The following is a 25,417-nucleotide window of genomic DNA, read 5'->3' as shown; positions in this document are numbered from 1 at the left end:
TCGGAAAGGGATTACTCAAATTACACTTGACGGTTCAGTTGCGGGCCCGGATACATCCGGACCGTGTCAGAGCCCGGAGGAAAAAATATGCAGGTAGTTACAGGAAAAAGCGTACTGAACGGCATCGCGGTGGGCAGAATCAGGGTATATAAGGCACCGAAGTTTGAGATCAGTGAAAAGACCGTTGACGATGCACAGGTTGAGATGGAACTCGGACGATTTGAGGCGGCACGTCTTGCGGCAATTGACCAGCAGAACGAGCTTCATGACCGCGCCGTTGAGAGTGCGGGAGAAGAGAGCGCGGAGATCTTCAGCGTTCACGCGATGCTTCTGGATGACGAGGACCTTGTGGATGCGGTCAATGAGATTATCTCTGAGGAAAAACATACGGCCGAGTATGCCGTAAAGACCGCGTTCGACAACCAGGCGAAGGTGTTCGCCGAGATGGAAGATGCCTATTTCCGCGCGAGAAGCGCCGACATCATCGACATTGAAAATGCCGTTCTCGGCGTGCTGCTGGGCATGGATCTCGGGAGCAAGCAGGGAGGCGAACCGGCGATTCTGGTGGCGGATGATCTCGCTCCGTCCGAGACCGTGCGTCTCGATAAGTCCCTTCTTCTCGGCATTATCACAAAAGAGGGAAGTCTGAACAGCCACACGGCGATTCTTGCCAGAAGCATGAATCTCCCGGCGCTGGTGCAGTGCAGGGAGATCTCCGACGACTGGGACGGTCATGAGGTGATCATCGACGGATACAATGCCTGCGCATATATCGACCCGAACGACGATCTTCGGAGGAATCTTCTGGCGAGAAAGACCGAGGACGACAAGCAGAGAGCCCTTCTTCAGGAGCTGAAGGGACGCACCAACACGACCATCGACGGAACAAAGATCAACGTTTATGCCAACATCGGCGGTCCGTCCGATATTGAGGCGGTTAAATTAAATGACGCCGGCGGTGTGGGCCTTTTCCGCTCGGAATTCGTCTATCTGAACAGTTCCACCGCTCCGACCGAGGAGCAGCAGTTTGCGGCGTACAAAGAGGCAGTCGAGGCGCTTGCACCGAAACTGGTGATCATCCGTACCTGCGACATCGGCGCGGACAAGCAGGTGGACTACATGAATCTGGACAAGGAAGAGAACCCGGCGCTCGGTTATCGCGCGATCCGGATCTGCCTGACCAGAAGAGATTTCTTCAAGACACAGCTCCGCGCGCTTTTACGGGCGGCGGCCTACGGCAATCTGGCGATCATGTTCCCGATGATCATCAGCGCTGCAGAACTCAATGAGTGCCGTAAGATTCTGGATATCTGCCGCAATGACCTGATCAGCGAAGGCAAGAAGGTCGGCGACGTTCAGGTCGGCATCATGGTGGAGACCCCGGCGGCGGTATTCTGCGCGGATGAGCTGGCGGAGAACTGCGATTTCTTCTCTATCGGAACCAATGATCTGACACAGTATATCTGTGCGATCGACCGCCAGAATGCAAAGCTTGAGCCTTTCGCCGATACGCATCATCCGGCGGTGCTCCGCGCGATCCGTATGACAGTGGAGGCGGGACACCGGCACGGCATCTGGGTCGGCATCTGCGGTGAACTCGGCGCGGATCTGTCGCTGACCGAGAGCTTCCTGCGCATGGGCATCGATGAACTCAGCGTCAACCCGACGAGCGTTCTTCCGCTTCGCAAGAAGATCCGCAGCATCGACCTTTCCAAACCGCAGGAGCAGTAATGAAAAAAAGGGGAGAAAATGGAGACGGCCGGTCGGGACGACGATGGCTGGCTTTTCTTCTGACAGGAATTCTGGCGCCGCTTTTTATGAATCTCGTGTATCTTCCGAGGATTCCGGCGCCCTTTTTCCCCGGCACGGCATTATACGGTATCACGACGCTGATGATCAGTGTCGTGATGCCGTTTGTGCTTTATGCGTGCTGCGGGATGTTGTTTCCGTTTTTCCGGCGCTGTGGTGAAGACCGGGAAAACGGATGCAAACCGTACAGCGATGGACAAAACACGGGAAAAACCACGCAGAAAAGTTACAGCGCGGTTTTTCGGAAGGCGTATACACTGCGGAATTTCAGCGCAGGAATGCGGGGAATGATCCCTGTTTTTGTGATTTCAGCGGGGACAGTCCTCTTTCACATCAGCAGCCGGACGCCGCTCCGCACGGGGGAGGATCTCTTCTGTGCGTTGACTGTGACCGCTGTCGCCGCGGCGCTGACGGAGGAGGCGGCATTCCGGGTTTTTGCGATCCGGTTATGTATGAATCTCCTGTCACCGGTGAATAAAGGAGAGCCGCGGAGGAACATTTCCGGCGGGAAAGTCTGCTATGAGTCTGACGCGGAACGGGCACAGGCATCCGTCCGGACCAGTTCTGACGCGGAACGGGCGCAGGTATCTGCCCGGATCAGCTCTGACGCGGAACGGGCGCAGACTTCTGTCTGGATCAGCGCTGCCGTCTTTGCACTCGTGCATGCGGGAAATCTTTTTTCCGGGCAGCCTGTCCCTGTGACCATTCTTCAGATCGGATGGGCGCTCGGGATGGGACTGCTCCTCGGAGGAATTTTTATACGGACCGGAACCATCCTTCCGGGGATTGCCGCCCACGCGGTGAACAACGCGGCGGATGCATGCTTTCTTTCCGCGCAAACAGCGGGCGCGGAGCTCATTTTCCAGACGGCGGCCTGCGCGTTTCTCCTTCTTGTCGGGGTTCGGACGGTAATGCATAAAAATCCCTTGATTTATCAGAAATATGAGTTATAATTCATATTCAGTAGCTTGACGAATAAAAGTTGCATTTATGCAAAGAATGTGCATAAAAATGATCCTTCTGTGCAGCAGATGACCCCAAAAGGTCATGAAACAGAAGAATCACAGACGATCGGAGGAGGAAAACATATGAAGAAACAGTTTTTTGCCGGTGCAATGGCAGCAGTAATGGCACTTTCCATGGCAGCATGCGGCGGAAGCGGCGCAGCTGCAACAACCGCAGCAGCATCCAAGGCAGAGGAGACAACTGCGGCAGCAGAGTCTCAGAGCGGTGAGGCAAAGAAGGCAGAGGTTTCTTTCGAGACCATCAAGCCGGGAAAACTCGTCATCGGAACCAGCCCGGATTTTGCTCCGTATGAGTTCTATCACATTGAGAAGGACGGTGAGCCGAAGCTGGCCGGATTTGATATCGCGTTTGCTCAGAAGATGGCAGATGACTTCGGCCTTGAAGTTGAGTTTGCAACCATGGATTTCGACGGAATTCTGATGGAGCTTCAGAACGGAAGCATCGATCTCGGAATTTCCGGTTTCTCCCCGGATCCGGAGAGACAGAAGGTATTTGACTTCTCCGACATCTACTACAAGGGCGGACAGAGCTTCTGCGTATCGAAGAAGAATCTGGACAAGTACAAGGGCTTTGAGGATTTCAAGGGACTTGCCGTCGGCGCTCAGACCGGTTCCATTCAGTACGGTCTCGCAGAGAAGAATACTCCGGATGCCAACATCATCGGTCTTCCGAAGGTTACGGACATCGTATCCGAGCTGACCACCGGAAAGCTTGAGGGTGCATTCATGGAGACCGCAGTAGCAGAGCAGTACGCAAAGAATTATCCGGATCTTGCCATTGCATGGGAGGTTCCGTATGATACCGAGGGTTCCGCAGTTGCCGTAAAGAAGGGCAATCAGGCACTTCTCGATGCGGTCAACGCAGAGATCAAGGCTCTTCAGGCGGATGGTTCTCTGGACAAGTTCGTTACAGAGGCTCAGGAGCTTGCTTCTGATGACGCAAATGTGTACCAGGGCCAGCTTGACGAGAACGGCAAGGTTAAGGCAGAGGCTGAGGGAGAGACAGCAGATGCTGCGGAGACAACCGAGGCTGCTGCAGAGACAACCAAGGCTCAGTAATCATTTCTGATATTTTTCACAGAAATAACGTTTCAATAAGATCACTTTTTGTCCGATTCTCCCCGGTCCCATCCGGGGGGAATCATTGTGTCTATAAAGGAGGCCGCGCCCATGGTAATCAGCATGGAACATCTTCTTTCTGTCCTTGATTACGGGAAAATGCTTCAGCAGGGACTGATCGTAACTGTACTTCTGTCCCTGTGTACCGTATTCTTTGGATTTTTCCTCGCATTCGCTCTGGCAATGATGCTGTTGTCGGATATCCGTCCGTTCCGGAGTTTCGGAAGGGTTCAGACCGATAACATTGAACAGATGAAGCGTCATGAATTCTTCGCCCGCTTTAACCCGGTCAAGATGATCGCGGGAGCGTATGTGCAGTTTGTTCGATGCACACCGATGCTGGTGCAGATCTTCCTTGTTTACTATGTTGTATTCGGACTGATCACACTTCCGAAGTTTACGTTCCTCGGATTCATCCAGTTCGAGCGGTTCTTCCCGGCGGCCGTTGCGCTTGCGCTCAACAGCGGCGGATACATGAGTGACGTCATCCGCGGCGGTATTGAGGGCGTCGATGCCGGCCAGACGGAGGCGGCGCGAAGCCTCGGCATGAGCAAGAAGCAGACCATGATGACGATTGTCCTCCCGCAGGCGGTGAAGAACATTCTTCCGGCGGTAGCCAACGAGTTCGTCACCATCATCAAGGAGAGTTCCGTCTGCTATACGATCGGTGTTCAGGATATCATGTTCAACATCAAGAGCATTCAGTCCGCAAGCTTCATTATTCCGGAGCCGCTGATCGTTGCGACATTCCTGTACTTCTGCCTGTGCTTCCCGACATCAAAGATTATCCAGTATTTCGAGAGGAGGATGCGTGCAAGTGACAAACGCTGAGAAAATGATCGAGGTCCGCGATCTGAAAAAACACTATAATTACGGACAGATCAAGGCTCTGGACGGAGTGACCGTCGACATCAATCGCGGCGACGTCATGGTTGTGATCGGACCGTCCGGAAGCGGAAAGTCCACATTTCTGCGCAGCCTGAATCTTCTGGAAGAGCCGACCGGCGGTTCCATCGTCTATAAGGGTGAGGAGATCGTCGGGACAAAGATTGACATTGACCAGTTCCGCCAGAATATGGGAATGGTGTTCCAGCATTTCAACCTGTTCCCGCACAAGACCATTCTGGAGAACCTTGTGCTTGCGCCGGTCATGGTAAAACATGCGGATCGCGCGGAATCCGAGAAAAAGGCAAAGGAACTTCTGGCAAGAGTCGGACTGTCCGATCGTGCGAACGCCTATCCGGTACAGCTTTCCGGCGGTCAGAAACAGCGTGTGGCGATTGTCCGGGCCCTGATGATGGAGCCGGAAGTCATGCTCTTTGATGAGCCGACCAGTGCGCTGGACCCGGAGATGGTCGGCGAGGTTCTGGACGTTATGAAAGAGCTTGCCGAGGAAGGAATGACGATGGTCTGTGTGACCCATGAGATGGGATTTGCCCGTGAAGTGGGCAACCGTGTTCTGTTCATGGCAGACGGCAGACTGATCGAAGAGGGAACCCCGGACGACATCTTCAATCACCCGAAGAGTGATCGACTGAAGGATTTCCTGAGCAAAGTACTGTAATGATAATGCCGTCGGCCCGTGTCTGGCCGGCGGCTGTTTTGGTTGTGCGCCATGGGAGGTTTCTGCGAACGTCCTGCGGCACAAAAAAGCGAAACTGCCGGTCTATGATGATGACCGGAAAGCAGAAAGGGAGAAAATATGGACCGCTTCAAACAGAGCGCAGTGGACTACATTGACAAGAATAAAAAGATCTTTACCGGTATCAGCGATGAGATCTGGGCGAATCCGGAGCTGAGCCTCAAGGAATTCAAGGCGGAGAAAATCTATGCGGAAGCATTGAAAAATGCGGGCTTTGAGGTGACGGAGGGCGCCTTTGGCATCGAGACTGCCGTGATGGGAAAGTTCGGTCACGGCCGTCCGTACATCGGAATTCTGGGTGAGTATGACGCTCTCAGCGGACTGAGTCAGGAAAAGGGAGCCGCGGAACACCGGCCGATCACGGAGGGCGGTAACGGCCACGGCTGCGGACACAATATGCTCGGAGCGGGTGCATTTGCCGCAGCCTGCGCGGTCCGCGCGTATCTCGCGGAGAATCCGGACCGGGACGGAACGGTATTCTTCTATGGCTGTCCGGGCGAAGAGGGCGGCGCCAGCAAAGCGTTTTTTGCAAGAGACGGCGTCTGGGCGGAACTTGACGCGGCGCTGACCTGGCATCCGGAGGATGTCAATGAAGTCCGCACGGGAACCTGCAATTCCTGCATTCAGATTCTTTACGATTTTCACGGCGTCTCGGCGCATGCGGCGGGAGATCCGTGGGACGGCCGGAGTGCGCTGGATGCGGCGGAACTGATGAACACCGGCGTTCAGTATCTGAGAGAGCACATGACCAGCGACTGCCGGGTACATTACGCCTTTCTCAACGCCGGCGGCGTATCGCCGAATGTGGTGCAGGACCGCGCCTCCGTTCTCTACATGGTGCGCTCCATCGACGTGAAGGATTCGGTAAAACTTCTCGCGCGGGTCGATAAGATTGCGGAGGGTGCGGCCATGATGACGGAGACGACATTTACCCGGCAGTTTATCGACGGCACGGCGAATCTCGTGCCGAACTTTGCGCTGGAAGAGCTGCTCTACCGGAATTTCGAGGAAGTGGGGCTTCCGGAATACACGGAAGAAGAGCTTGCATTTGCACAGGCACTTCGGGCAACCTGCAACGAGAACCCGGCGCCGGGTACCGCGTCGAAGTTCGACGATGCCATCGCGCGCCGGGCAGCGGAGCTGAGCGATCACGGCAGGAAAGCCATCAACGACTTCCTGATGCCGCTTTATCATTCTACCGGTTTCCGCGCCGGAAGCACGGACGTGGGCGATGTGAGCTGGCAGACGCCGACCGCGCAGATTCACTGTGCGGGCTTTGTCAGCGGCGCGGCCGGTCACAGCTGGCAGAATGTTTCCTGCGGCGGCTCAACGATCGGTCACAAAGCGCTTCTGGAAGCGGGAAAAGTGCTGGCCTGCACGGCGATTGATCTGATGCGCGAGCCGGAAGTTCTGGCGAAGGCAAAAGAGGAGTTTAAAGAGAGAACTGCGGGCGGATATGTGTGCCCGATCGAGGACGGAGCGGTGCCGACAGCGCTGTGAGTCCGAAACAGTCTGAAGGAAGGTGCGGATTGTCGGAATATGGAAGACACTTTGAGTCCGAAACGGTCCGGAGGAAAATGCGGATTGTCGGAATGTGGAAGACGCTGTGAGTCCGAAACAGTCTGAAGGAAAATGCGAATCGTCGGGATATGGAAGACGGATATAAGCCGGAATGGAATAAAATGAAACTGTTCGCACGGCGGAAGACAGACCGCCGGGATCGGGTGACGCGCCGGGCAGGGGAAACGGGCTGCAGTCTTGTGGGTATCTTTCGGTTGGGATATAATGAAAAAGACAGCGGCAGGAACTGCCGCAGGTGGGATGTTTATCAGTGTAGGAGAAACGGCGATGTTAAATTTCAGCAGTGACTATATCAAAACCTGTCATCAGGAGATCCTGAAGACTCTTCAGGATTCGATGACAACGACGCACACCGGGTACGGAACCGATGATATCTGCGAGAAAGCGAAAAAGCGAATCGCGGAACAGACGGGGACCGATCCGGAGGATATCTTCTTTATCAGCGGGGGAACACAGACCAATCAGCTTGCCATCGATACCATGCTGAAAGAGTATGAGGGTGTGATCTCCGCCGATACCGGCCATGTGAACACACATGAGGCCGGAGCGATCGAGTATACGGGGCACAAGGTGATGCACGTTCCGGGACACAACGGTCTGATCGACGCCGCAGAACTGAAGGATTTTGTTGAGACCTTTTATCAGGACGGAAATCACGAGCACATGGTATTTCCGGGCATGGTCTACATCAGCTTTCCGACAGAGTACGGCACGCTGTATACGAAAAAACAGCTGGAGGATATCGCAGCCGTGTGCCGTGAGTATCACATGATCTTTTATCTGGACGGCGCGCGTCTCGGTTACGGACTTGCCGCGGATACCGATGTGACGCTTCGCGACATCGCGGAGCTGACGGATGCCTTTTACATTGGAGGCACCAAGGTCGGCGCAATGCTGGGCGAAGCGCTGGTGTTCACAAAGCACAACACACCGACTCATTTTGTTCACCGGATCAAAAAGCATGGCGCGCTGATGGCAAAGGGCTGGATCATGGGGGCACAGTTTGAGACGCTTTTTCGCGACGGCCTGTATGGACGGATCTCTGCCAATGCGATCGAAAAAGCGAGGGAACTCCGCCGGGAACTGGAGAAGAGAGGATTCCGCTTCTGGCTGGACTCTCCGACCAATCAGCAGTTTGTCGTGCTCGAAAACGGCTTTGCGGACCGGCTTCAGAAAGAAGTCGTCCTCTCTTACTGGGAGAAGGCGGATGAAGACCATACCGTTTACCGTTTCGCGACAAACTGGGCGACAACCGAAGAAGATCTGGACGAGCTCTGGAAGGTGATCGACCGGATCTGAGGACGAAACCGGGAAGCGGCGGAAGAAATGTCAGATAAGGGAACGGTTTTGTGATAATACGGAATTCAGGAGAGGTGGATTATGCAGATCAAAACAATAAAAGCGGTCTATTTCAGCCCGGTGGCAAACACGAAAAAAGTGGTGGAGGCAGTCGCGAAAGTGATGGCAGCCAGACTCGCTGTGCCGATGGAGGTTCTGGATTTTACGCTTCCGGCAGCGAGGACGCATTCCTATTCTTTCGGAGGTGATGAACTGGTCGTGTTCGGTGTTCCGACCTATGCGGGCCGTGTTCCGAACAAGGTTCTTCCGTTCGTGAAGGAGCTGTTCCACGGCGAGGAAACGCCGGCAGTTCCGATCGTCACCTTCGGCAACCGGAATTACGATGACTCGCTGGCGGAGCTCCGCAACGAGCTGGAGCACAACGGCTTCCGCACGTTTGCGGCGGCGGCATTTTCCTGCAGACATGTATTTTCCAATAAGATCAACCTGCTTCGGCCGGATCAGGCGGATATGGAGGTTCTGAGCAGCTTTGCGGATAAAGCGGCGCAGAAACTGAAGGATGCGCGGAAGACAGAGGATCTCGGAAGTCCGGTACAGGTTAAGGGAAATGATCCCGTAGGCCCTTACTACCGTCCACTGGGCACAGACGGTCAGCCGGCAGTCTTTCTCAAGGCAAAGCCGCTGACCAATCCGGAGCGGTGCGACGAGTGCGGACTGTGTGCGGAAGTCTGTCCGCTCGGATCCATTGACCCGAAGGACGTCTACTCGGTTCCGGGCGTCTGTATCAAGTGTATGGCCTGCGTGCGCAAATGTCCGCAGCGGGCAAAATACTTCGAGGATGAGGCGTTCCTGTCGCACATCGCGATGCTGGATCAGAATTATACGAAGCGAAAAGAACCGGAAGTGTTTATCTGAACAAGGGAGTAATATTGTTGGAACAGCGTCATAACCGGATTTATCTGGACCATGCGGCGACAACGCGGACCCGGCAGGAAGCCGTGTCCGCGATGCTGCCGTATTTTACTGAGTTATACGGAAATCCGAGCTCCGTCTATGAATTTGCGGCGGAGCCGAAACGGGCCATTGCCGCGGCGAGAAAGATTCTCGCGGACAGCATCGGTGCCGCGCCGTCGGAGATCTATTTCACATCCGGCGGATCGGAGTCGGACAACTGGGCGCTCACGGCGGCAGCGGAGCTGGGCGAAAAAGAAGGAAAAAAACATATCATTACGACGGCGATCGAGCACCATGCGATTCTGAATACCTGCTCCTATCTGGAAGAGCGGGGATTTGATGTGACCTGCCTTCGTCCGGACGAGCAGGGCTGCGTCTCTCCGGAATCGGTGGAGGCGGCGATCCGCCCGGATACCTGCCTGATCTCGGTGATGGCAGCCAACAATGAGATCGGAACGATCGAGCCGGTCCGTGAGATCGGCATGATCGCCCGAAAACACGGAATCCTCTTTCACACCGACGCGGTTCAGGCATACGGACATATGCGGATCGATGTGAAGGAATGCGGGATCGATATGATGAGTGCATCGGCGCACAAGCTGAACGGACCGCGCGGCGTCGGCTTTCTCTATATCCGACGCGGCGTCAGAGTCCGGTCTTACATTCGCGGCGGAGCGCAGGAGCACGGCCGGAGAGCGGGAACGGAAAACACGCCGGGCATTGTCGGCTTCGGAAAGGCGGCAGAACTTGCCTTTGCGGAGCTGGATGAACACGCGGAAACCGAAAGGAAACTGCGCGACCATCTGCTCGGCCGGATTCTCACGGAGATTCCGGATACCGTTCTCAACGGAGCGGAAAGCAGGCTTTCCAATAACATCAATGTCACATTTCGCGGCGCAGACGCCGAGTCCATCCTGATTATGCTGGATATGCAGGGAATCTGCGCGTCCGGCGGCAGCGCGTGCGCATCGGGATCTCTTGATCCGTCCCATGTTCTGACGGCCATCGGACGGTCGGAAGAGGATGCGAGGGCGGCCGTCCGGCTGACGGTCGGCTATGAGAATACAGAGGAAGAGATGGATTACGCGGCAGACCGGCTGAAAGAGATCGTGGCGAGAATCCGCAGAATGCGCGGGGCGGAACACAGCAGTGGCCGGTGATATCCGGAGAACGGACCGCCAGGATTATTTCGGAAGAGTGACGCGGAAGAGCGTCTGAAGACAGAGACAGGAGAATACATGTCAGAAAAGAAGAAAGTGGTAGTGGGAATGTCCGGAGGCGTCGACTCCTCCGTGGCGGCATGGCTGCTGAAAGAACAGGGATATGATGTGATCGGCGTGACCATGCAGATCTGGCAGAGCGAGGACGCCTGTGCGGTGGAGGAGAATGGCGGCTGCTGCGGCGTCAGCGCGGTCGAGGATGCCAGACGTGTGGCCGAGACCATCGGAATTCCCTATTATGTCATGAACTTCCGGAATGAATTCCGGAAGAATGTCATTGATTACTTCATCGATGAGTACCGGAAGGGAAGGACGCCGAATCCGTGCATCGCGTGCAACCGTTATGTCAAGTGGGAGTCGCTTCTTCGGCGCAGTATGGAGATCGGTGCGGACTTCATTGCGACCGGCCATTACGCGCGGAAAGAACTCCTGCCGAACGGAAGATATGCCGTGCGCAATTCGGTGACCGCGGAGAAGGATCAGACGTATGCGCTGTATAACCTGACTCAGTTCCAGCTGGAGCATACGCTCTTTCCGGACGGGGCCTATACAAAACCGGAGATCCGGCGGATCGCCGATGAGGCCGGAATTCCGGTGGCGAACAAGCCGGACAGCCAGGAAATCTGTTTTGTATCAGATGGAGATTATGCGTCATATATCGAGGAGAACAGCGATTACCGCGCGGTTCCGGGCAATTTTGTCGATAAAGACGGAAACGTCCTTGGCCGGCACCGTGGGATCATTCATTATACGGTCGGCCAGCGCAGAGGGCTGGATCTTCCGATGGGACGGAGAGTTTTCGTGACGGAAGTCCGACCGGAGACCAATGAAGTCGTCGTCGGTGAGGGACAGGATGTCTTTTCCAGCCGTCTGGTCTGTGACCGCCTCAACTGGATGGGCGTTCCGGAGCCGGCGATCGGAGAGGAAATGCGCGCGCTGGTCAAAATCCGCTATGCGCATCGCGGCTCCATGGCGACGGTGCGCCGCATTGACGAGACAAGAGCCGAGTGCATATTTGATGAGCCGGTTCGCGCGATCACGCCGGGGCAGGCGGCTGTCTTTTATCAGGACGACTGGATTGCCGGCGGCGGAACGATTCTGTGAGTGTACGCCGATAAATTCTGATAATTCCTCGAAAACTGGATGACAAACCCTCCGATCTTTAGTATAATGACACTCGTGCAGTATAATACTGACACTCGGAGGATTACCCAAGAGGTCGAAGGGGGCGCACTCGAAATGCGCTAGGTCGGGTAACCGGCGCGAGGGTTCAAATCCCTTGTCCTCCGCGTTACATCAATCCTGATTGCAAGAAAAAGAGCCCACCGGTGTATTCCGATGAGCTCTTTTTCTTGTTAGTCTTTAATCAGTTTTTCAATTACAGCATACATGGCGTCATTTTTTACCGCTCGCTTAACCGTATCAATCGCAGGTTTGGCGGCTTCACGCATTTGGGCGCGTGTATCATCAGAGAGCGTGCATTCTTTCAGATGATAGTCGTTGATCAGCTGATCGTGGAAATGCTGTTCTGCCATTTCTGTCACATCATAATCGTATTTTTCCAGATCTTTACAAGCCTGTAACAGTAACTGCTGATATTCTGCCGGCATGGAATCAAATTTCGACTTATTCATGCACACATCTAAGCTGGGCATCATGGACTGGGTTGGAATGAGATATTTCTGGACTTCGGCGGCGCCGGATACCACAGCATTTTCCAGGTTATTATCCTGTGCATCCACGGTGCCATTCTGAAGTGCCATGTAAAGCTCACTGAATGCGAGTGGAGTTGGATTTGCACCCAGAGCGCTCCAGACTGCCATTCGGGACTCCGCCTGAGCGGTGCGGATCTTAAGACCCTGGAGATCCGAAAGACTGTTAACCGGGCGGTTCGATGTCAGATTCATGGATCCCCAAACGCGGAGCATCAGGCATTTTAATCCGGCCTTCTCATTTGCCTCGTTGTACATAGTTCGGAATTCGCTGTCCGTAATGATTTTCATCACTTTATCTTTGCTGAGTCCGGAAAAGAGAAAAGGAGTGTCGAAAATCTGTGTTTCCGGGACCTGACTGGAATGCGTTGATCCAGACTGATAGGCAATGTCAATATCTCCTTTCAGACATGATGTGATGATCTCTGCATCACTCCCAAGCTGGCCATTTGGATAAACTGTCACTTTCAGTTTACCGTTACTTTTTTCTTCGAGCGTATTTTTCAGGGCGTTCATAAGAACCTGCTGGCCTGAATTTTCTGCGCCGGCGTGGGCAATCGTCAGGGCAATTTCCGGTCCGTTTGCAGGAATGGATGGATACTGTGCGGAAAGATAATCTTTGTAATTGAGTCCGGTATCCGATGTGACCGCTTCTTTGTTTGCGGATGCTGTCTGTTGAGTTGATGGGGCTGTGGGCTGAGAGGCGCCACAGGCTGAGAGGCCGGATACCAGAATTCCAGTTGCGATGAGTGTGCGGATTGTTCTTAATTTCATGGCAATTCTCCTTTACGATGTAATTTGATGGCTAAATTCCGAAAAGTGACTTTCTATCTTACAAAAGGAACATGGAAATCTGAGGGATAAAGGTAATTAAAAGCAATGCAGCAAGAAACGTTGCGATAAACGGCATTGCTCTTTTCCCCAATGCCATAGGGGATTCTTCGACGATCGGAGCGGCAACAAACAAAGTAACGCCAAACGGCGGGGTCACGAATCCAATTGCCATGTTCACCGTCATGATAATGCCAAGGTGTACCGGATCCACTCCAAGGGCGGATGTCATTGGTAAGAGCATGGGACCAAGGATCATCAGGGCAGGTCCGGTATCCATTACCATACCGATGAGAAGAAGCAGGATATTCATTATCAGCAGGACCGCGATCTTCGAAGTGAAGTGCGTTGTAATAAAACCGGACAGCAGCATAGGAATCTGAAGAAGTGTAAGAATTCGACCAAATGCAGTTGCCACGGCCAGAATAAGACCAAGCGGCGCAAGTGTCTTACATGCTTCGGTCAAAAGATTCCGTACTTCAGACAGCTTTACCGTTTTATAAACGAAGATGGAAACGAGAAGAGCGTAAACGACAGAGATGCATGCTACTTCTGTTGTGGTCACGATGCCGGAATAGATTCCGCCAAGAAGAATAACCGGTGTAAGAAGTGCCCAGATTCCGTCCTTGAATAAAGGCCAAAAGCCATTTTTGCGGATATCCGCAGTCGATTTCAAAATCTGTTCGCGGTTTTCACCTTTCCGGACACAGAAAACAATAGAATATATCATTAGGCAGAGCGCGATAACAATACCGGGGATTACACCGGCGATAAACAGTTTTCCGATGGAAACACCGGTTGCTGTTCCGTACATGATGAAAGGTACCGACGGTGGGATAATGACACCAAGACCGGCCGCTGTTGCAACGAGTGCACCGGAGAATTTGGTGTCATATCCAAGCTCAAGAAGAATGGGAATGGTCATTGCTCCGACTGCAGCACAAGTTGCAGTCCCGGATCCGGAAATCGCTCCGTAGAACAGGCAGGTAACAATTACTGCGCAGGGCATTCCGCCGGGGACTCTGCAGAGAAAATAGGCAAAGACATTGAATATTTTTCTGGAAATACCGCCTTTCGCCATAATAACTCCGGAAAGAATAAACAGGGGCGCTGCCAAAAGGCTGCTTGAGTCCGCACCACCGATGATGCTGCGCATCACAAACTGTACGTTGCCGATGAAAGAAGGATCCATGATTCCGGGTACCATTGCGGAAAAAATCAGGACCCATGCGAGCGGAAGACCAATCAATAGAGTGATTGAAAAGCAAGAAAACAGAGCGAGTGTCATGAATACGCCTCCTTTTCATGTTTATGTTTCTGATGCTGAACCTGTTTCAGGATCATCTGGGTATATCGAACGATCGATAGACCAAAGCCCGTTGGCATGGACATATAGATATACTGCTTTGGCAGATGAAGGCCGGTGCTGACTTCTTTGGCGATAACTGCTTCGTAAACGGTATCAACTGACTGGGAAAAAAGAAATAGCGTAAAGATCAGACTTGCTACTGACAAAGTCAGTTTCAGCGAATGGTTTACTTTCTCCGGTAGAGCGGAGATAACGGCATCCATGCGTAATTCAGTTCCTAATCGAATGCTGTATGGAAGTGCAATGAAAATAAACCAGATAAATGCATATCGGCAAAATTCTTCAGACCAGCTTAAAGAAGAGTTAAAGATATACCGCCGAATAATCTGGTAAAGCATGACAATGACAATAGAACAAAGAATTGCGATCAGCAGGAATTCTTCGATATAACGATTGAGCCACTTCAGCACTTTCATATTTTCAGATCCTCCTCTTTATGGACGTTCAAAACAGCTTCGATAGTATTCGGTTAGCTGGCTTTGCCGATACATTTCCTGTATTTCTGCCGGCGTCATTTTCAGGAAATCGTGAAACCGATCTTTCAGTTCCTGTAGAAAACGGTGCCATTCTGTTGGATCCAGAAATGGATCGTCCTCACCACGGCATCGGCGCATGTATTTCTGGTAGACATCATTATGAAAAGGATGGTTTCCCAACATCAGATCAACCGGCTCATCCCAAACTTTGTCGATCGAATCCAGAAAAGCCTGCTGAAGTGAGAGCGGAAGATGATTTCGATGGAGTGCCTCCTTTGAGAGCGAGATAAAACCTGCTCCGCCGTATATTCCCACATGGACTGTCTCACCGTGGTAATCCATATCCCAAAAGTGTGACATAACACCAACCGTGTGGCCGGGGGTGAGAACACAGCGTATGGATGTGTTTCCGAGCTCAATCCGGTCTCCGTCCTGTAACTCAACGTCCGGTATGAAGGATTCGTTGTATGGGCCAAGATCACGGTTCATCATTTCGATCCGATCGAAGTTTCTTCGCATATCCTCAGAGTCTATAGCACTAAGAAATGTTTTTGCATGCGTGCGGTGGATCAGAGCGTTTACGCATCCGAAATGATCACTGTGTGCGTGAGAAATGACGATGTACTTCACATCCCGGATATGGAATCCGAGGTAATCAATATTGTAGAGGAGCCCGGGGAGACCCGAGGCGGTCGGAACATCTAAGAGAATTAACCCTGCACCGGTGTCGATAAGATGGGAACTGCACCATTCATTTCCGACAAAATAGAGGTTTCCGGCAATCTGAAAGGGTGTTCTGTCAAGAAGATAGGGGTGAGCTACCGCTTCCGGCGGAGGCATCATATTTCCAAAACGATTGATTTGGGTCATTTTATTCCTTCTTTGCTATAATGCCGGCTGTGCGCGCTTGCCTTGTTTTTTGTTACATATATAGAGTAAGACAAATTACATATACTTACAATTTTGCAGATGTTATGCTAATATAGCCAAAAAGGAATAAAGAAACAGACGTATAGTTGTGCAATATAAGGAAGATAAGTGGATGGATTTAAGACAGATTCGTTATTTTATTGAGGTTGTTCGAAATGAACATATTTCCAAAACAGCAGATTTTTTGAATATCACACAGCCGACACTTAGTAAAGCGATTGGTTCCCTTGAAAGGGAGCTGGGCGTTTCTCTTTTTGACCGGGTAGGAAACCGCATTCGGTTGAATCAGAATGGACGAAGGTTTTACGAGAACGTACGATTATCAATGAATTACCTGGACTCCGGCATTTTAAGCGCGAAGCAAACGGAATATGATGTTACGGGAACGATTTCTATCTCCTGTTGGTGTTTTGCACCTATTTTATGGAGATGCATCGATGGGTATTCGCGGTTGAATCCAAAAACAGATTTTATGGTTTTCCAGAGTTTGTACGATCAGAAAATGCCGGAAAGTGATCAGACGATTGATTTTATCCTGCGGGGATATGCAGATTTTTCGGAGGAGCATGTAGCGGATCAGTTTTGGGTTCGGCAAAAGCTGTTTTCAGAAGAGAACCTTCTGGTGATCGGACCGATGTTTCCGCAATTTCATGAGCTTACTGACCACACGGATACGGTGGATCTGACCAGACTGAAAGATGCACCGTTTATCACAATGAAAACAGACTCGCCGTTTTTTCATGATATAACGTATCAGATATGTAAGAATGCCGGTTTTTGGCCACACACATATTTTCAAACAGATGATTTTGTGATGAAAATGCAGATGATTAATTCCGGAAATGCGATTGCATTTCTTCCTCAATGCTGTCTGGACAATGCACGTGCATTGTGTCCGGGGCTAAAAGCGATGAAGATTCAGGGATACCATGCGAAACGAAATGTTGCACTCTTGAGGAAAAAGAGAGTACTCCTCTCAGAGGCGGCGGCCGACTTTTGGGATTATGTACTCGATTATTATAATCTTCCTCCGGATACCAGAGATTAAACTTCAAAAAGAAGCGATTGATGAGCTAACGCCTGATTTTCATCAATCCAAAGTGGAAGAGGAGCGGCGAAAATGGCAGGAGATGGACATTATTCTAAACGGATGATGACCACAGATGATTTTGATTATTAACTGTTGTCCGGTGATTGACCACACAAAAAACTGATCTTACATTCAGAAAACGCTAAGAAACGAGAGTTGCTTTTTAGAAAACAAGATTCTAAAAAGCAGCTCTTTTTTCTGGCAAGCGGCTTCCTGCACGGATCATTTCTTCTTTTTGGCGTTTTTTCTGTTTAATGCCGCCAGCTGCTGCGCCATTTTCTTTGCTTCTGCCTCTTTGCTGGCCTTATTCTTTTTTCCGAGCTTACCCATGATGAGTCCTCCTGAAGATAAGTGAAATAGTTTTGACGGTTTCTTATTGTAGCACGGACCTTCCCGCATGAAAACTGAAATTTTTGGATGAGCGCAAGCACTCGCCTGGTTCCTGCTTTTCGTGTATCACAGAATCTTCGATCCTGTGATCACGTAGCGTCGCCGGATGAGCACAAGTGCTCGCCCGGCTCGTGCTTTTCGTGTATAATATGATGGGAATTGAGGGGCCGGCGCGGCGGGACTTGAATATATTTTTGAAAAAAATGCAATAATCACGCGCGCCTGCGCATTACCAATATAGAAAGGAACTTCCTTCATGTTTTTTATGGGATTGCTGATGGCAGTTCCGGAAACGGATCCGCTGGAGGAGATGGGCGATGAGAAACTCCTTCTTCAGACAGCGGAGGGCGACCGGACTGCCTTTGAAAAACTTTACAGGAATACATACCGGAAAGTATACAGCTATATCCTCTCACTGATGAAAAATCCGACCGAGGCGGACGAGATCCTTCAGGAGACCTATATGAAGATCTGGACTTCCGCGAAGAGTTATCAGCCGCAGGGGAAGCCGCTGGCATGGATGTTTACCATCGCCCGCAATTTCTGCTATATGGCATTTCGGGCCAAAAAGCGGGAGTCGGATCTGAACCTGGAGGAACTGAGTGAGGGTGAACTGGTGGATCACTGCTCGCAGCTGGAAGACGCCGCGGACAGGGATGCGCTGAACGCCGCACTGAATATTCTCGGTGAAGATGAGAGGAAGATTGTGCTGCTTCACGCCGCGTCCGGCATGAAGCACCGGGAGATCGCCGATGCGATGGAACTGCCGCTTTCCACAGTCCTTTCCAAGTACAACCGGGCGATGAAGAAACTGCAGAAATATCTGAGAGAGGAGGGATGACATTGCCAGCAAGGAATATCAAATGGGACGATGAAGAGATAGAAGCACATCTGAAGTCGGCAATGGACAGCCTGACTCCGGATATTTTCGATAAACTGGATCTCAGCACACCGCAGGACCCGGGACCGATCGACATGGATACGCCGGAAACGGCACACAACGCGTACGGACGGGACAGACGGGAAGATGAGAATGGAAAGATTCTGAAAATGTACCGCCGGATGAGGGCGTTTGCCGTGGCCGCTGCCGCATGCCTTGCTCTGATCGGCGGCGGTGCCGGTTATAATCTGTATCAGAACAGCAGGGTTGATTCCGTCATCGGGCTGGATGTCAATCCGAGTATTCAGCTCTCGGTCAACCGGAATGACAAGATTCTGGAGGCGAGGCCGCTTAACCGGGACGGTGAGGAGATTCTGGACGATATGGACCTCAGCCGTGTGGACATGAATATCGCGGTCAATGCGGTGATCGGTTCCATGGTGCGGCACGGATATCTGATTCCGGATGAGATGGACGAGAATGCAATTCTGGTTACGGTAACCAACAGCGATAAAGACAAGGCAACCGAAGTCCGGAAGAATGTTGTGGACGAGATTGCGGATTCCCTTCAGGAACATAATGTTTCCGCTGTGGTCTACGATCAGCAGTCCGGTGAAAAAGAGGATGCTGCGGTGCGGGAGATTGCCGACCGCTACGGCATTTCCTACGGCAAGGCATATTTCCTTCAGGAACTTATCCGGGAAAATGGTCTCGAAGAGAGTGATATCGAGAAATTTGCGGGAATGTCGATGGGTAAAATCGCCGGAGAGATCAACGACCAGTCTCTAATCATCCGCGGAGCGGGTGACGGCGGAGAAAAAACCGACGTTGTGAAAGTGACAGCCGCAGCCGTGACGGAGGAATCCGCGGAAGAGTCCGGAAGTGCGGAAGAGACTTCGGAGAGCGCAGAGGAGACGACGCAGGAGGCCGCGTCGACAACCGGCAGCACTTCGGTGCAGACCACCGCGGAGGAAACGACCGCCGCGGAGACGGTTCCGACCGAGGAAGAACCGGTCAACACCGGAACGATTCATGTGAACTATGTGGATTATGAATCCGGCGTGATCACCGTCACCTTTGCCGATAAGGTCGAGTGGAAGAACGCATCGGTATCTGTTCTCTGTGACGGGGACAGCTACTCTGCCCGCGTGATCGATACCAGTGCAAATGACTGCGAGATCGATGTCAGCGGACTGCCGGGAGGAAAGAAATGCAGCTTTACGCTGGCGGGCGTCAGCCTTCGCGGAAAGCACAGCTACACGAGCGTGAGCGGACGGTTTGAGACGCCGGATATCGCGGACGGCGCGATGCCGGATACCTGGAAGGAATCGGAGAAACAGGAGCGCGATTCCGAGGACGACAGCGAAGAGACGACCCGGGCGGAAAAGAAGACGTCAGCCGCGGAGCGGACCGAGGCGGACACGGATCCGGAGACGGAAAACCATTCGTCAGAGGAGGCGAAGGATTCCTCGGCGGAGTCTGAGTAAGAAGGTTCCGGAGGGGAGTTTTTCCTTCCGGTGCAGGAGTGCGGAGAGCCAGAGCGGGTTTTCGCATTGGCATGGATAATATCATATCGAAGAATACATGGGCAGCCCCGGAGAGCACAGGCTTTCCGGGGCTGCCCATGTTATGCACGGCCGATTCTGTTGCGCACGTCAGCGTTTGTTGTACACGGCCGATTCTGCTGCGTACGTCAGCGTCTGTTGTACACGGCCTTTTCTGTTGCGCACGCCTGCCTCGCCAAAGGCTGTTGCCGGCACGAGGCCATGGCGGCTGCCGCGATAAAGGGCGGAATCCGCGCAGTATGTTTCGCATCGTTGATTTCGGCTGAAAATACGAGTATCTTTAATGTATCAGAAAAAATACATGTTATGAACCGACTTCAGAACCATCCGGCAGAATGATTGCCGGCATAAGTTATCATTTTTCATTAAAAAATACTAACGTTTTACGATAATTCGGACGATGATACGGATATATGGAAAGGAGAAGGATACATGCTGTACAGACATGGGATAACGGGAAAGATCCATTTTGATCGGGATATGCTGGCACGCGAGTTCATTGTGCTCTGCGGCGTCACGCTGAATATTGTTCTTTCCTTTGCCGCGCAGAAGATGGGACTTCCGCTGTACCTCGATTCGATCGGCACGATTCTGACTGCCTGGGAGTGCGGAATGCTGGCTGCGATTGCGACTGCGCTGATTTCCAGCATGATCAGCATACCGTTCAGCAGCATGTCCATCTACTTCATGATCGTCAACATGCTGATTGCCATCAGTGCATCGAGAATGTTTGACAAAGGCGTGGTAAGACGGAAAAACTGGTTTTTGATTTTCTGGGGAACGATCACTCTCATCGGCAGCGTGGCCGGCGGTTGTGTCGGATGGATACTGAACAAGGAGATTGCGATTGCGTTTCAGTCGGTCCCGATGGTGGATTCGGTCCTGTCAGGAATACATAGTAATAAGATAATCGGATTCTTTCTGGTCAATATTCTGATCAATATTGCAGATAAGCTGATCGCGACAGTGGCGGTCTGGGCGACGGTCCGGAAACATCCGATCCGGTTCTATCATTTTTCCATGGTTCGGGGACGAAGCGACCAGTCTGAAAATTTTGATATGAACCGGCAGTACCGCCGGGTTTTGATCTCTGTTGCCGTGGAGGCGATCGGTCTTGTTGCGGCCTGCGCCTGGATCAGCGTGTCACTCTATACCCAGAATGCGCGAAGAGAACGCATTATGGTGGCGAGGGGCGCCGCGCAGCAGGTAGTCAATTCGGTTGATCCGAGACTGGTCGACGTCTACCTCGAACGGGGGACGTCAGCGCAGAGTTATGAGGAAGTTCGAAACATTCTGCAGGGGATTCGGGATAATACTCCTGACCTGCAATACGTCTATGTATACCGGATCGAGGAGGACGGCTGTCACGTCGTGTTTGATACCTCGGAGCCGGGAGACGATACGAATCAGCCGGGCGATGTGATTCCGTTTGATCCGTCGTTTTTGCCGCATGTCTCGACTCTCCTTGCCGGCGGTCACGTTGAGCCGATCGAGAGCAATGACTCTTACGGATGGCTGCTTACGGTCTATCAGCCGATTTGGGATTCCGACGGCAACTGCGTCGCTTACGCGGGGGTTGACGTCTCCATGCAGAATCTTCGAGACTACGTCCGGGATTTCCTGCTCCGTGTGGTACTGATCGCATCCGGGTTCCTGATTTTTTCTCTTGTGATCGGAATTCGCACGTCCGACAGCTATCAGCGGGTCATCCGCCGGCAGTACGAACAGATCAAAGAGGCCAAAGAGGAAGCGGATTACGCAAACACGGCGAAGTCACATTTCCTTGCGAATATGTCTCATGAGATCCGCACACCGATTAACGCCGTTCTCGGCATGAATGAGATGATCCTGCGCGAAAGCGAGGATGATGCCGTTCTGGAGTATGCGGAAAATGTGAAAATGGCGAGCAATACGCTTCTCAGCATTATCAATGATATTCTGGATTTCTCCAAGATCGAGGCCGGGAAGATGGTCATCACGCCGGCGGATTATGATCTTTCTTCCGTGCTCAATGACCTGGTCAATATGATACGGACAAGGGCGGACAGCAAGGGCCTGGTCCTTCACCTTGCATTTGATGAAAAGACGCCGAAAATGCTGTACGGTGATGAGGTGCGGATCAAACAGGTCATCACCAACCTTCTGACCAATGCGGTGAAATACACCGAGGAGGGAAGTGTGACCTTCGGAGTCGGTTACGAGAAGACTGAGGATCCGGAGGAAATTGTTCTCATCGTTTCCGTGACAGACACCGGTATCGGCATCAAGAAGGAAGACGTGGAGAAACTGTTCTCCGAGTTTGTCCGCATTGAAGAAAAGCGAAACCGCAACATCGAGGGTACCGGTCTTGGAATGAATATCACCAAGAGCCTTCTGGAAATGATGGGAAGCGCCCTGCAGGTCGAGACCGAGTACGGAAAAGGCTCGACATTCTCCTTCCGGCTGAAACAGAAAGTGGTCCGGTGGGATGAACTCGGTGATTATGAAAAGGCATACCGTGAAGCGATCGCAAGCCGGGAGAAATATAAAGAACAGTTCCGCGCGCCGGATGCCCTCGTCCTTGTTGTGGATGATACGCCGATGAACCTGATGGTTTTCAAAAACCTTCTGAAACGGACCGGCATCCGCATTGACACGGCGACCGGCGGAGACGAGGCGCTGGCTCTCACAAGGGAAAAAACATATGATCTGATCTTCCTGGATCATATGATGCCGGATAAAGACGGCATTGAGACGCTCCAGGAACTCCGGGCGGAAGAAGAGAATCCGAACGCGCACACGGTTACCATCTGCCTGACGGCAAATGCCATCTCCGGCGCGCGCGAAAACTACATTGCGGCCGGGTTTGACGACTATCTGACCAAACCGATCAAGGCGCAGAATCTGGAAGCCATGATCATGCGGTATCTGCCGGAGGAGAAGATTCAGACGGCGGAGCCAGAAAAGCCGTTCCGCGACAATCCGGCGGAGGCGGAAAAGAAAGGGGAATTCTCCCGAAAGCCGGAGGCGACCGTGGTTCTCGTGGTGGATGATGATCCGATGATCGGAAAACTGGCTGCCAATCTTCTTGGCAACGAGTATCGCGTGGAATCCTGTCTGCGCGGCGATGAGGCCGAGGAACGGGCGCTGGCTCTTCAGCCGGACCTCATCCTGCTGGATATCAATCTCGGTTCCGTGACCGGGTTTGACGTGATGAAGATCCTTCGGAAGAATCCGGTTACCAGCGAGATTCCGACGGTCATTCTTACCGGCGACAGCGATGAGAACGCTGAAATCCGGGGATTCCGGGAGGGAGCGGCGGACTTTGTGCGCAAGCCGTTCATACCGGAAGTGCTTCGTCAGAGAATCCGGAGAATTGTTGAACTGGATCATCTCCAGAGAAATCTGCAGCAGGAAGTTCGGCATCAGACCGACCGGGCGGAGCGCCTGACCCGTGAGATCATGCTTGCACTCAGTAAAGCAGTCGATGCGAAAGACCATTACACCAACGGTCACTCCGAACGTGTGGCGGCGTATTCTGCGGAGATCGCCCGCCGGATGGGAAAGAGCCCCAGTGAACAGGAACATATCTACGAGATGGGACTTCTCCATGATATCGGAAAGATCGGGATTTCGGAGGGAATTATCAATAAGAACTCCCGCCTGACCGACGAGGAATTCCAGACGATCAAACAGCATCCTGCGATCGGAAGCGACATTCTCCGGCTGATCACCGAGATGCCGGGGCTTGCGGACGGTGCGCGCTCGCACCATGAAAAATATGACGGTACGGGATATCCGGACCGGCTGAAAGGGGAGGAGATACCGGAGGTTGCCCGTATCATCTGCATTGCAGACTGTTATGACGCCATGACTTCGACGAGAACCTATTCCACTCCGAAACCGCAGGAAAAAGTCCGCGCGGAGATTGAGCGGTGCGCCGGAACGCAGTTTGATCCGGAGATCGCGAAAGTCATGCTGGACATGATCGATGAGGATAAAGACTATGTGATGAAGGAGAACACCGCCGATATCCATATATGGAAAGGCAACGACCGGCTGTGGCGATCTGTTGAGGAAGATCAGAAGAGAGCGGAGCGGTCTCTGGATGACTATATGACAGAGACGGCAGAAGAGACGGAGGAAACTCCGGAAGCCGGAGTCCCGGAATGGCTGCGCGACATCGGTGAGATTGACGTGGACACCGGACTCCAGTATTGCGGAGATGAGGCGACATATCTGGAAACCCTGAAAATATATGCGGCCAATGCGGCAGCCTCCGCCGGAGAGATTGAGAATTTCTGGACTTCCGGTGATCTGGCGAACACAACCGTCAAGGTTCATGCGATCAAGAGTCTGTCGCGAACCATTGGTGCGACAGAGATCGGTGCTCTTGCCGAGAAACTCGAATATGCCGGGAAGGCCGGAGACCGGGAGACCATGGGAGCGGAGCTCGGCGGACTTTTGGATCGTATCCGCAGTGTCTGCCGTTCACTTTCACCGCTCTGTGAATCGGAAGACGAGGAGACGGAAGATGAATCGCTTCCGATGATCTCGGATGAGGAACTGCAAGAAGCGTATGAGGAACTGAACGGCTGTGCCGCGTCCATGGATGTGCAGAGCGCGGAGTATGTATTCGATTTTCTGGCAGGATATCGTCTTCCGGAGAACGAGCGTGAACGCATGAAGAAAATCAAAGAAGCGATCGGCAGTTTTGAGTGGGATGAAGTGACAGAACTGCTGAAAAGAGGAGGAGAGAACGGATGAATAAAAAAGTGCTGGTGATTCACCAGGGAGGTGCGCTGATCGTAAACACACTGACAAATCTGATGAAAGATGCCGGTATCGAAGTGCGTCATGCGGCACCGGAGACTGACCGGATCAAAGCGGCGGCGGAAGGCGTCGAGCTGGTGATTATGGTTACGGGAATCTATGTCCTGGAATCTCTGGAAATTTCGATATTTCTGAGAAACCTCTGTCAGGAGGATCATAAACAGCTGTGTCTTGTGGGGAGCGGAGATGAGATTGCGACAGTGAAGAAAAACATCCCACGGGAGATCATTTTGAAAGAATTCGTCCGTCCGTTCAATATCCGGAATGTTGCGGAGGAGATCTGCGCTCTGTTCCGGGACGGTGAGGCGCAGACGGAGGAAAAACAGATTCTGCTTGTGGACGACGATGTCATGTTTCTTCAGACCATGCAAAACTGGCTCAGAGATTCCTATAAGGTCAGCGCCACCAAATCCGGCATGCAGGCCATCACGTATCTGGCTTCCAACAAGCCGGATCTGATCCTCCTGGACTATGATATGCCTGTCACATCGGGGCCGCAGGTTCTGGAAATGATCCGAAGCGAGTCGGCTACCGCATCCATTCCGGTGATTTTCCTCACCGGACGCAATGACCGCGAGAGCGTGATGAAGGTGATGAGTCTCAAGCCGAACGGGTATCTCTTAAAATCCCAGTCCAAGGAGAATATCATCGCTTCCGTTGACCGTTTCTTTGAAAAGGGAGAATGGGATCACAGCTGACAGGAGTATTGCATA

19 protein-coding genes and 1 tRNA gene are annotated in these 25,417 nt (G+C 52.5%); 16 read left to right on the top strand and 4 right to left on the bottom strand.

Annotated features, from left to right (window positions below):
* The first annotated feature begins 87 nt into the window (after window positions 1-87).
* From ptsP to BR86_RS0100955, 11 genes are all read left to right on the top strand, one after another.
* The gene (gene ptsP, locus BR86_RS0101015; RefSeq protein ID WP_031471157.1) at window positions 88-1,731 is read left to right on the top strand and encodes a phosphoenolpyruvate--protein phosphotransferase; all 1,644 of its coding nucleotides are present in this window, start codon (window positions 88-90) and stop codon (window positions 1,729-1,731) included.
* Window positions 1,731-2,762: a CPBP family intramembrane glutamic endopeptidase gene (locus tag BR86_RS0101010; RefSeq protein ID WP_031471156.1), complete on the top strand. Its 1,032-nt coding sequence runs from the start codon at window positions 1,731-1,733 to the stop codon at window positions 2,760-2,762. Before ptsP ends, BR86_RS0101010 begins: the two co-directional genes overlap by 1 nt.
* 135 nt (window positions 2,763-2,897) lie before the next feature.
* The gene (locus BR86_RS0101005; protein ID WP_031471155.1) at window positions 2,898-3,893 is read left to right on the top strand and encodes a transporter substrate-binding domain-containing protein; all 996 of its coding nucleotides are present in this window, start codon (window positions 2,898-2,900) and stop codon (window positions 3,891-3,893) included.
* Between the two features lie 111 nt (window positions 3,894-4,004).
* Window positions 4,005-4,784 (top strand): amino acid ABC transporter permease, encoded by a 780-nt coding sequence (locus BR86_RS0101000; RefSeq protein WP_051684492.1) that lies wholly within the window; start codon window positions 4,005-4,007, stop codon window positions 4,782-4,784.
* 4 nt (window positions 4,785-4,788) lie between these two features.
* Window positions 4,789-5,517 carry an amino acid ABC transporter ATP-binding protein gene (locus tag BR86_RS0100995; RefSeq protein WP_031471153.1) on the top strand — a complete coding sequence of 243 codons (729 nt, stop codon included), beginning with the start codon at window positions 4,789-4,791 and terminating at the stop codon, window positions 5,515-5,517.
* Window positions 5,518-5,655: 138 nt separating this feature from the next.
* Window positions 5,656-7,095, top strand: a complete 1,440-nt coding sequence (locus tag BR86_RS0100990) for an amidohydrolase (protein WP_031471152.1) — start codon at window positions 5,656-5,658, stop codon at window positions 7,093-7,095.
* A gap of 348 nt (window positions 7,096-7,443) precedes the next feature.
* Window positions 7,444-8,475 carry a threonine aldolase family protein gene (locus BR86_RS0100975; RefSeq protein ID WP_031471150.1) on the top strand — a complete coding sequence of 344 codons (1,032 nt, stop codon included), beginning with the start codon at window positions 7,444-7,446 and terminating at the stop codon, window positions 8,473-8,475.
* An 81-nt stretch (window positions 8,476-8,556) separates the two neighbouring features.
* A complete protein-coding gene (locus tag BR86_RS0100970; RefSeq protein WP_031471149.1) occupies window positions 8,557-9,390 on the top strand; it encodes an EFR1 family ferrodoxin in 834 nt (277 codons plus the stop codon).
* Window positions 9,391-9,407: 17 nt separating this feature from the next.
* The gene (locus BR86_RS0100965) at window positions 9,408-10,589 is read left to right on the top strand and encodes a cysteine desulfurase family protein (protein WP_242841539.1); all 1,182 of its coding nucleotides are present in this window, start codon (window positions 9,408-9,410) and stop codon (window positions 10,587-10,589) included.
* Window positions 10,590-10,667: 78 nt separating this feature from the next.
* Window positions 10,668-11,753 carry a tRNA 2-thiouridine(34) synthase MnmA gene (gene mnmA / locus BR86_RS0100960; protein WP_031471147.1) on the top strand — a complete coding sequence of 362 codons (1,086 nt, stop codon included), beginning with the start codon at window positions 10,668-10,670 and terminating at the stop codon, window positions 11,751-11,753.
* Window positions 11,754-11,850: 97 nt separating this feature from the next.
* Window positions 11,851-11,938 (top strand) — tRNA-Ser (locus BR86_RS0100955).
* A 66-nt stretch (window positions 11,939-12,004) separates the two neighbouring features.
* Here BR86_RS0100955 and BR86_RS0100950 read toward each other — a convergent pair.
* Genes BR86_RS0100950 through BR86_RS0100935 form a run of 4 tightly spaced genes read right to left on the bottom strand, consistent with a single transcriptional unit; the run spans window position 12,005 to window position 15,907 of the window.
* Complete coding sequence (locus BR86_RS0100950; RefSeq protein WP_031471146.1) at window positions 12,005-13,135, bottom strand: TRAP transporter substrate-binding protein; 1,131 nt, start codon at window positions 13,133-13,135, stop codon at window positions 12,005-12,007.
* A gap of 58 nt (window positions 13,136-13,193) precedes the next feature.
* Window positions 13,194-14,480, bottom strand: a complete 1,287-nt coding sequence (locus BR86_RS0100945) for a TRAP transporter large permease (RefSeq protein ID WP_031471145.1) — start codon at window positions 14,478-14,480, stop codon at window positions 13,194-13,196.
* Complete coding sequence (locus tag BR86_RS0100940; RefSeq protein ID WP_031471144.1) at window positions 14,477-14,977, bottom strand: TRAP transporter small permease; 501 nt, start codon at window positions 14,975-14,977, stop codon at window positions 14,477-14,479. Before BR86_RS0100940 ends, BR86_RS0100945 begins: the two co-directional genes overlap by 4 nt.
* 18 nt (window positions 14,978-14,995) lie before the next feature.
* Complete coding sequence (locus BR86_RS0100935; protein WP_051684491.1) at window positions 14,996-15,907, bottom strand: MBL fold metallo-hydrolase; 912 nt, start codon at window positions 15,905-15,907, stop codon at window positions 14,996-14,998.
* Between the two features lie 172 nt (window positions 15,908-16,079).
* Here BR86_RS0100935 and BR86_RS15480 point away from each other — a divergent pair, with 172 nt between their 5' ends.
* From BR86_RS15480 to BR86_RS14425, 5 genes are all read left to right on the top strand, one after another.
* Window positions 16,080-17,015 (top strand): LysR family transcriptional regulator, encoded by a 936-nt coding sequence (locus tag BR86_RS15480; RefSeq protein ID WP_143099282.1) that lies wholly within the window; start codon window positions 16,080-16,082, stop codon window positions 17,013-17,015.
* Between the two features lie 709 nt (window positions 17,016-17,724).
* Complete coding sequence (locus BR86_RS0100920) at window positions 17,725-18,288, top strand: RNA polymerase sigma factor (RefSeq protein ID WP_242841538.1); 564 nt, start codon at window positions 17,725-17,727, stop codon at window positions 18,286-18,288.
* Between the two features lie 2 nt (window positions 18,289-18,290).
* Complete coding sequence (locus BR86_RS0100915) at window positions 18,291-19,814, top strand: anti-sigma-I factor RsgI family protein (RefSeq protein WP_143099281.1); 1,524 nt, start codon at window positions 18,291-18,293, stop codon at window positions 19,812-19,814.
* 510 nt (window positions 19,815-20,324) lie between these two features.
* Window positions 20,325-24,638 (top strand): response regulator, encoded by a 4,314-nt coding sequence (locus BR86_RS0100910; protein WP_051684490.1) that lies wholly within the window; start codon window positions 20,325-20,327, stop codon window positions 24,636-24,638.
* A complete protein-coding gene (locus tag BR86_RS14425; protein ID WP_038287381.1) occupies window positions 24,635-25,402 on the top strand; it encodes a response regulator in 768 nt (255 codons plus the stop codon). The genes BR86_RS0100910 and BR86_RS14425 overlap by 4 nt, the downstream gene beginning before the upstream one ends.
* Window positions 25,403-25,417 lie beyond the last annotated feature (15 nt).

The organism is [Clostridium] aminophilum DSM 10710 (assembly GCF_000711825.1).
GTDB lineage: Bacteria > Bacillota > Clostridia > Lachnospirales > Lachnospiraceae > Clostridium_R > Clostridium_R aminophilum.
This window is presented reverse-complemented; position numbering and strand designations above follow the sequence as displayed.

Excerpts from the sequence above, each read along its gene's own strand:
- BR86_RS14425 (WP_038287381.1), top strand. The coding sequence starts at position 24,635 with ATGAATAAAAAAGTGCTGGTGATTCACCAGGGAGGTGCGCTGATCGTA.
- BR86_RS0100970 (WP_031471149.1), top strand. The coding sequence starts at position 8,557 with ATGCAGATCAAAACAATAAAAGCGGTCTATTTCAGCCCGGTGGCAAAC.
- mnmA (WP_031471147.1), top strand. The coding sequence starts at position 10,668 with ATGTCAGAAAAGAAGAAAGTGGTAGTGGGAATGTCCGGAGGCGTCGAC.
- BR86_RS0100945 (WP_031471145.1), bottom strand. The coding sequence starts at position 14,480 with ATGACACTCGCTCTGTTTTCTTGCTTTTCAATCACTCTATTGATTGGT.
- BR86_RS0100995 (WP_031471153.1), top strand. The coding sequence starts at position 4,789 with ATGATCGAGGTCCGCGATCTGAAAAAACACTATAATTACGGACAGATC.
- BR86_RS0100975 (WP_031471150.1), top strand. The coding sequence starts at position 7,444 with ATGTTAAATTTCAGCAGTGACTATATCAAAACCTGTCATCAGGAGATC.
- ptsP (WP_031471157.1), top strand. The coding sequence starts at position 88 with ATGCAGGTAGTTACAGGAAAAAGCGTACTGAACGGCATCGCGGTGGGC.
- BR86_RS0101000 (WP_051684492.1), top strand. The coding sequence starts at position 4,005 with ATGGTAATCAGCATGGAACATCTTCTTTCTGTCCTTGATTACGGGAAA.
- BR86_RS0100920 (WP_242841538.1), top strand. The coding sequence starts at position 17,725 with ATGGCAGTTCCGGAAACGGATCCGCTGGAGGAGATGGGCGATGAGAAA.
- BR86_RS15480 (WP_143099282.1), top strand. The coding sequence starts at position 16,080 with ATGGATTTAAGACAGATTCGTTATTTTATTGAGGTTGTTCGAAATGAA.
- BR86_RS0100950 (WP_031471146.1), bottom strand. The coding sequence starts at position 13,135 with ATGAAATTAAGAACAATCCGCACACTCATCGCAACTGGAATTCTGGTA.
- BR86_RS0101005 (WP_031471155.1), top strand. The coding sequence starts at position 2,898 with ATGAAGAAACAGTTTTTTGCCGGTGCAATGGCAGCAGTAATGGCACTT.
- BR86_RS0100910 (WP_051684490.1), top strand. The coding sequence starts at position 20,325 with ATGCTGTACAGACATGGGATAACGGGAAAGATCCATTTTGATCGGGAT.
- BR86_RS0100990 (WP_031471152.1), top strand. The coding sequence starts at position 5,656 with ATGGACCGCTTCAAACAGAGCGCAGTGGACTACATTGACAAGAATAAA.
- BR86_RS0101010 (WP_031471156.1), top strand. The coding sequence starts at position 1,731 with ATGAAAAAAAGGGGAGAAAATGGAGACGGCCGGTCGGGACGACGATGG.
- BR86_RS0100940 (WP_031471144.1), bottom strand. The coding sequence starts at position 14,977 with ATGAAAGTGCTGAAGTGGCTCAATCGTTATATCGAAGAATTCCTGCTG.
- BR86_RS0100935 (WP_051684491.1), bottom strand. The coding sequence starts at position 15,907 with ATGACCCAAATCAATCGTTTTGGAAATATGATGCCTCCGCCGGAAGCG.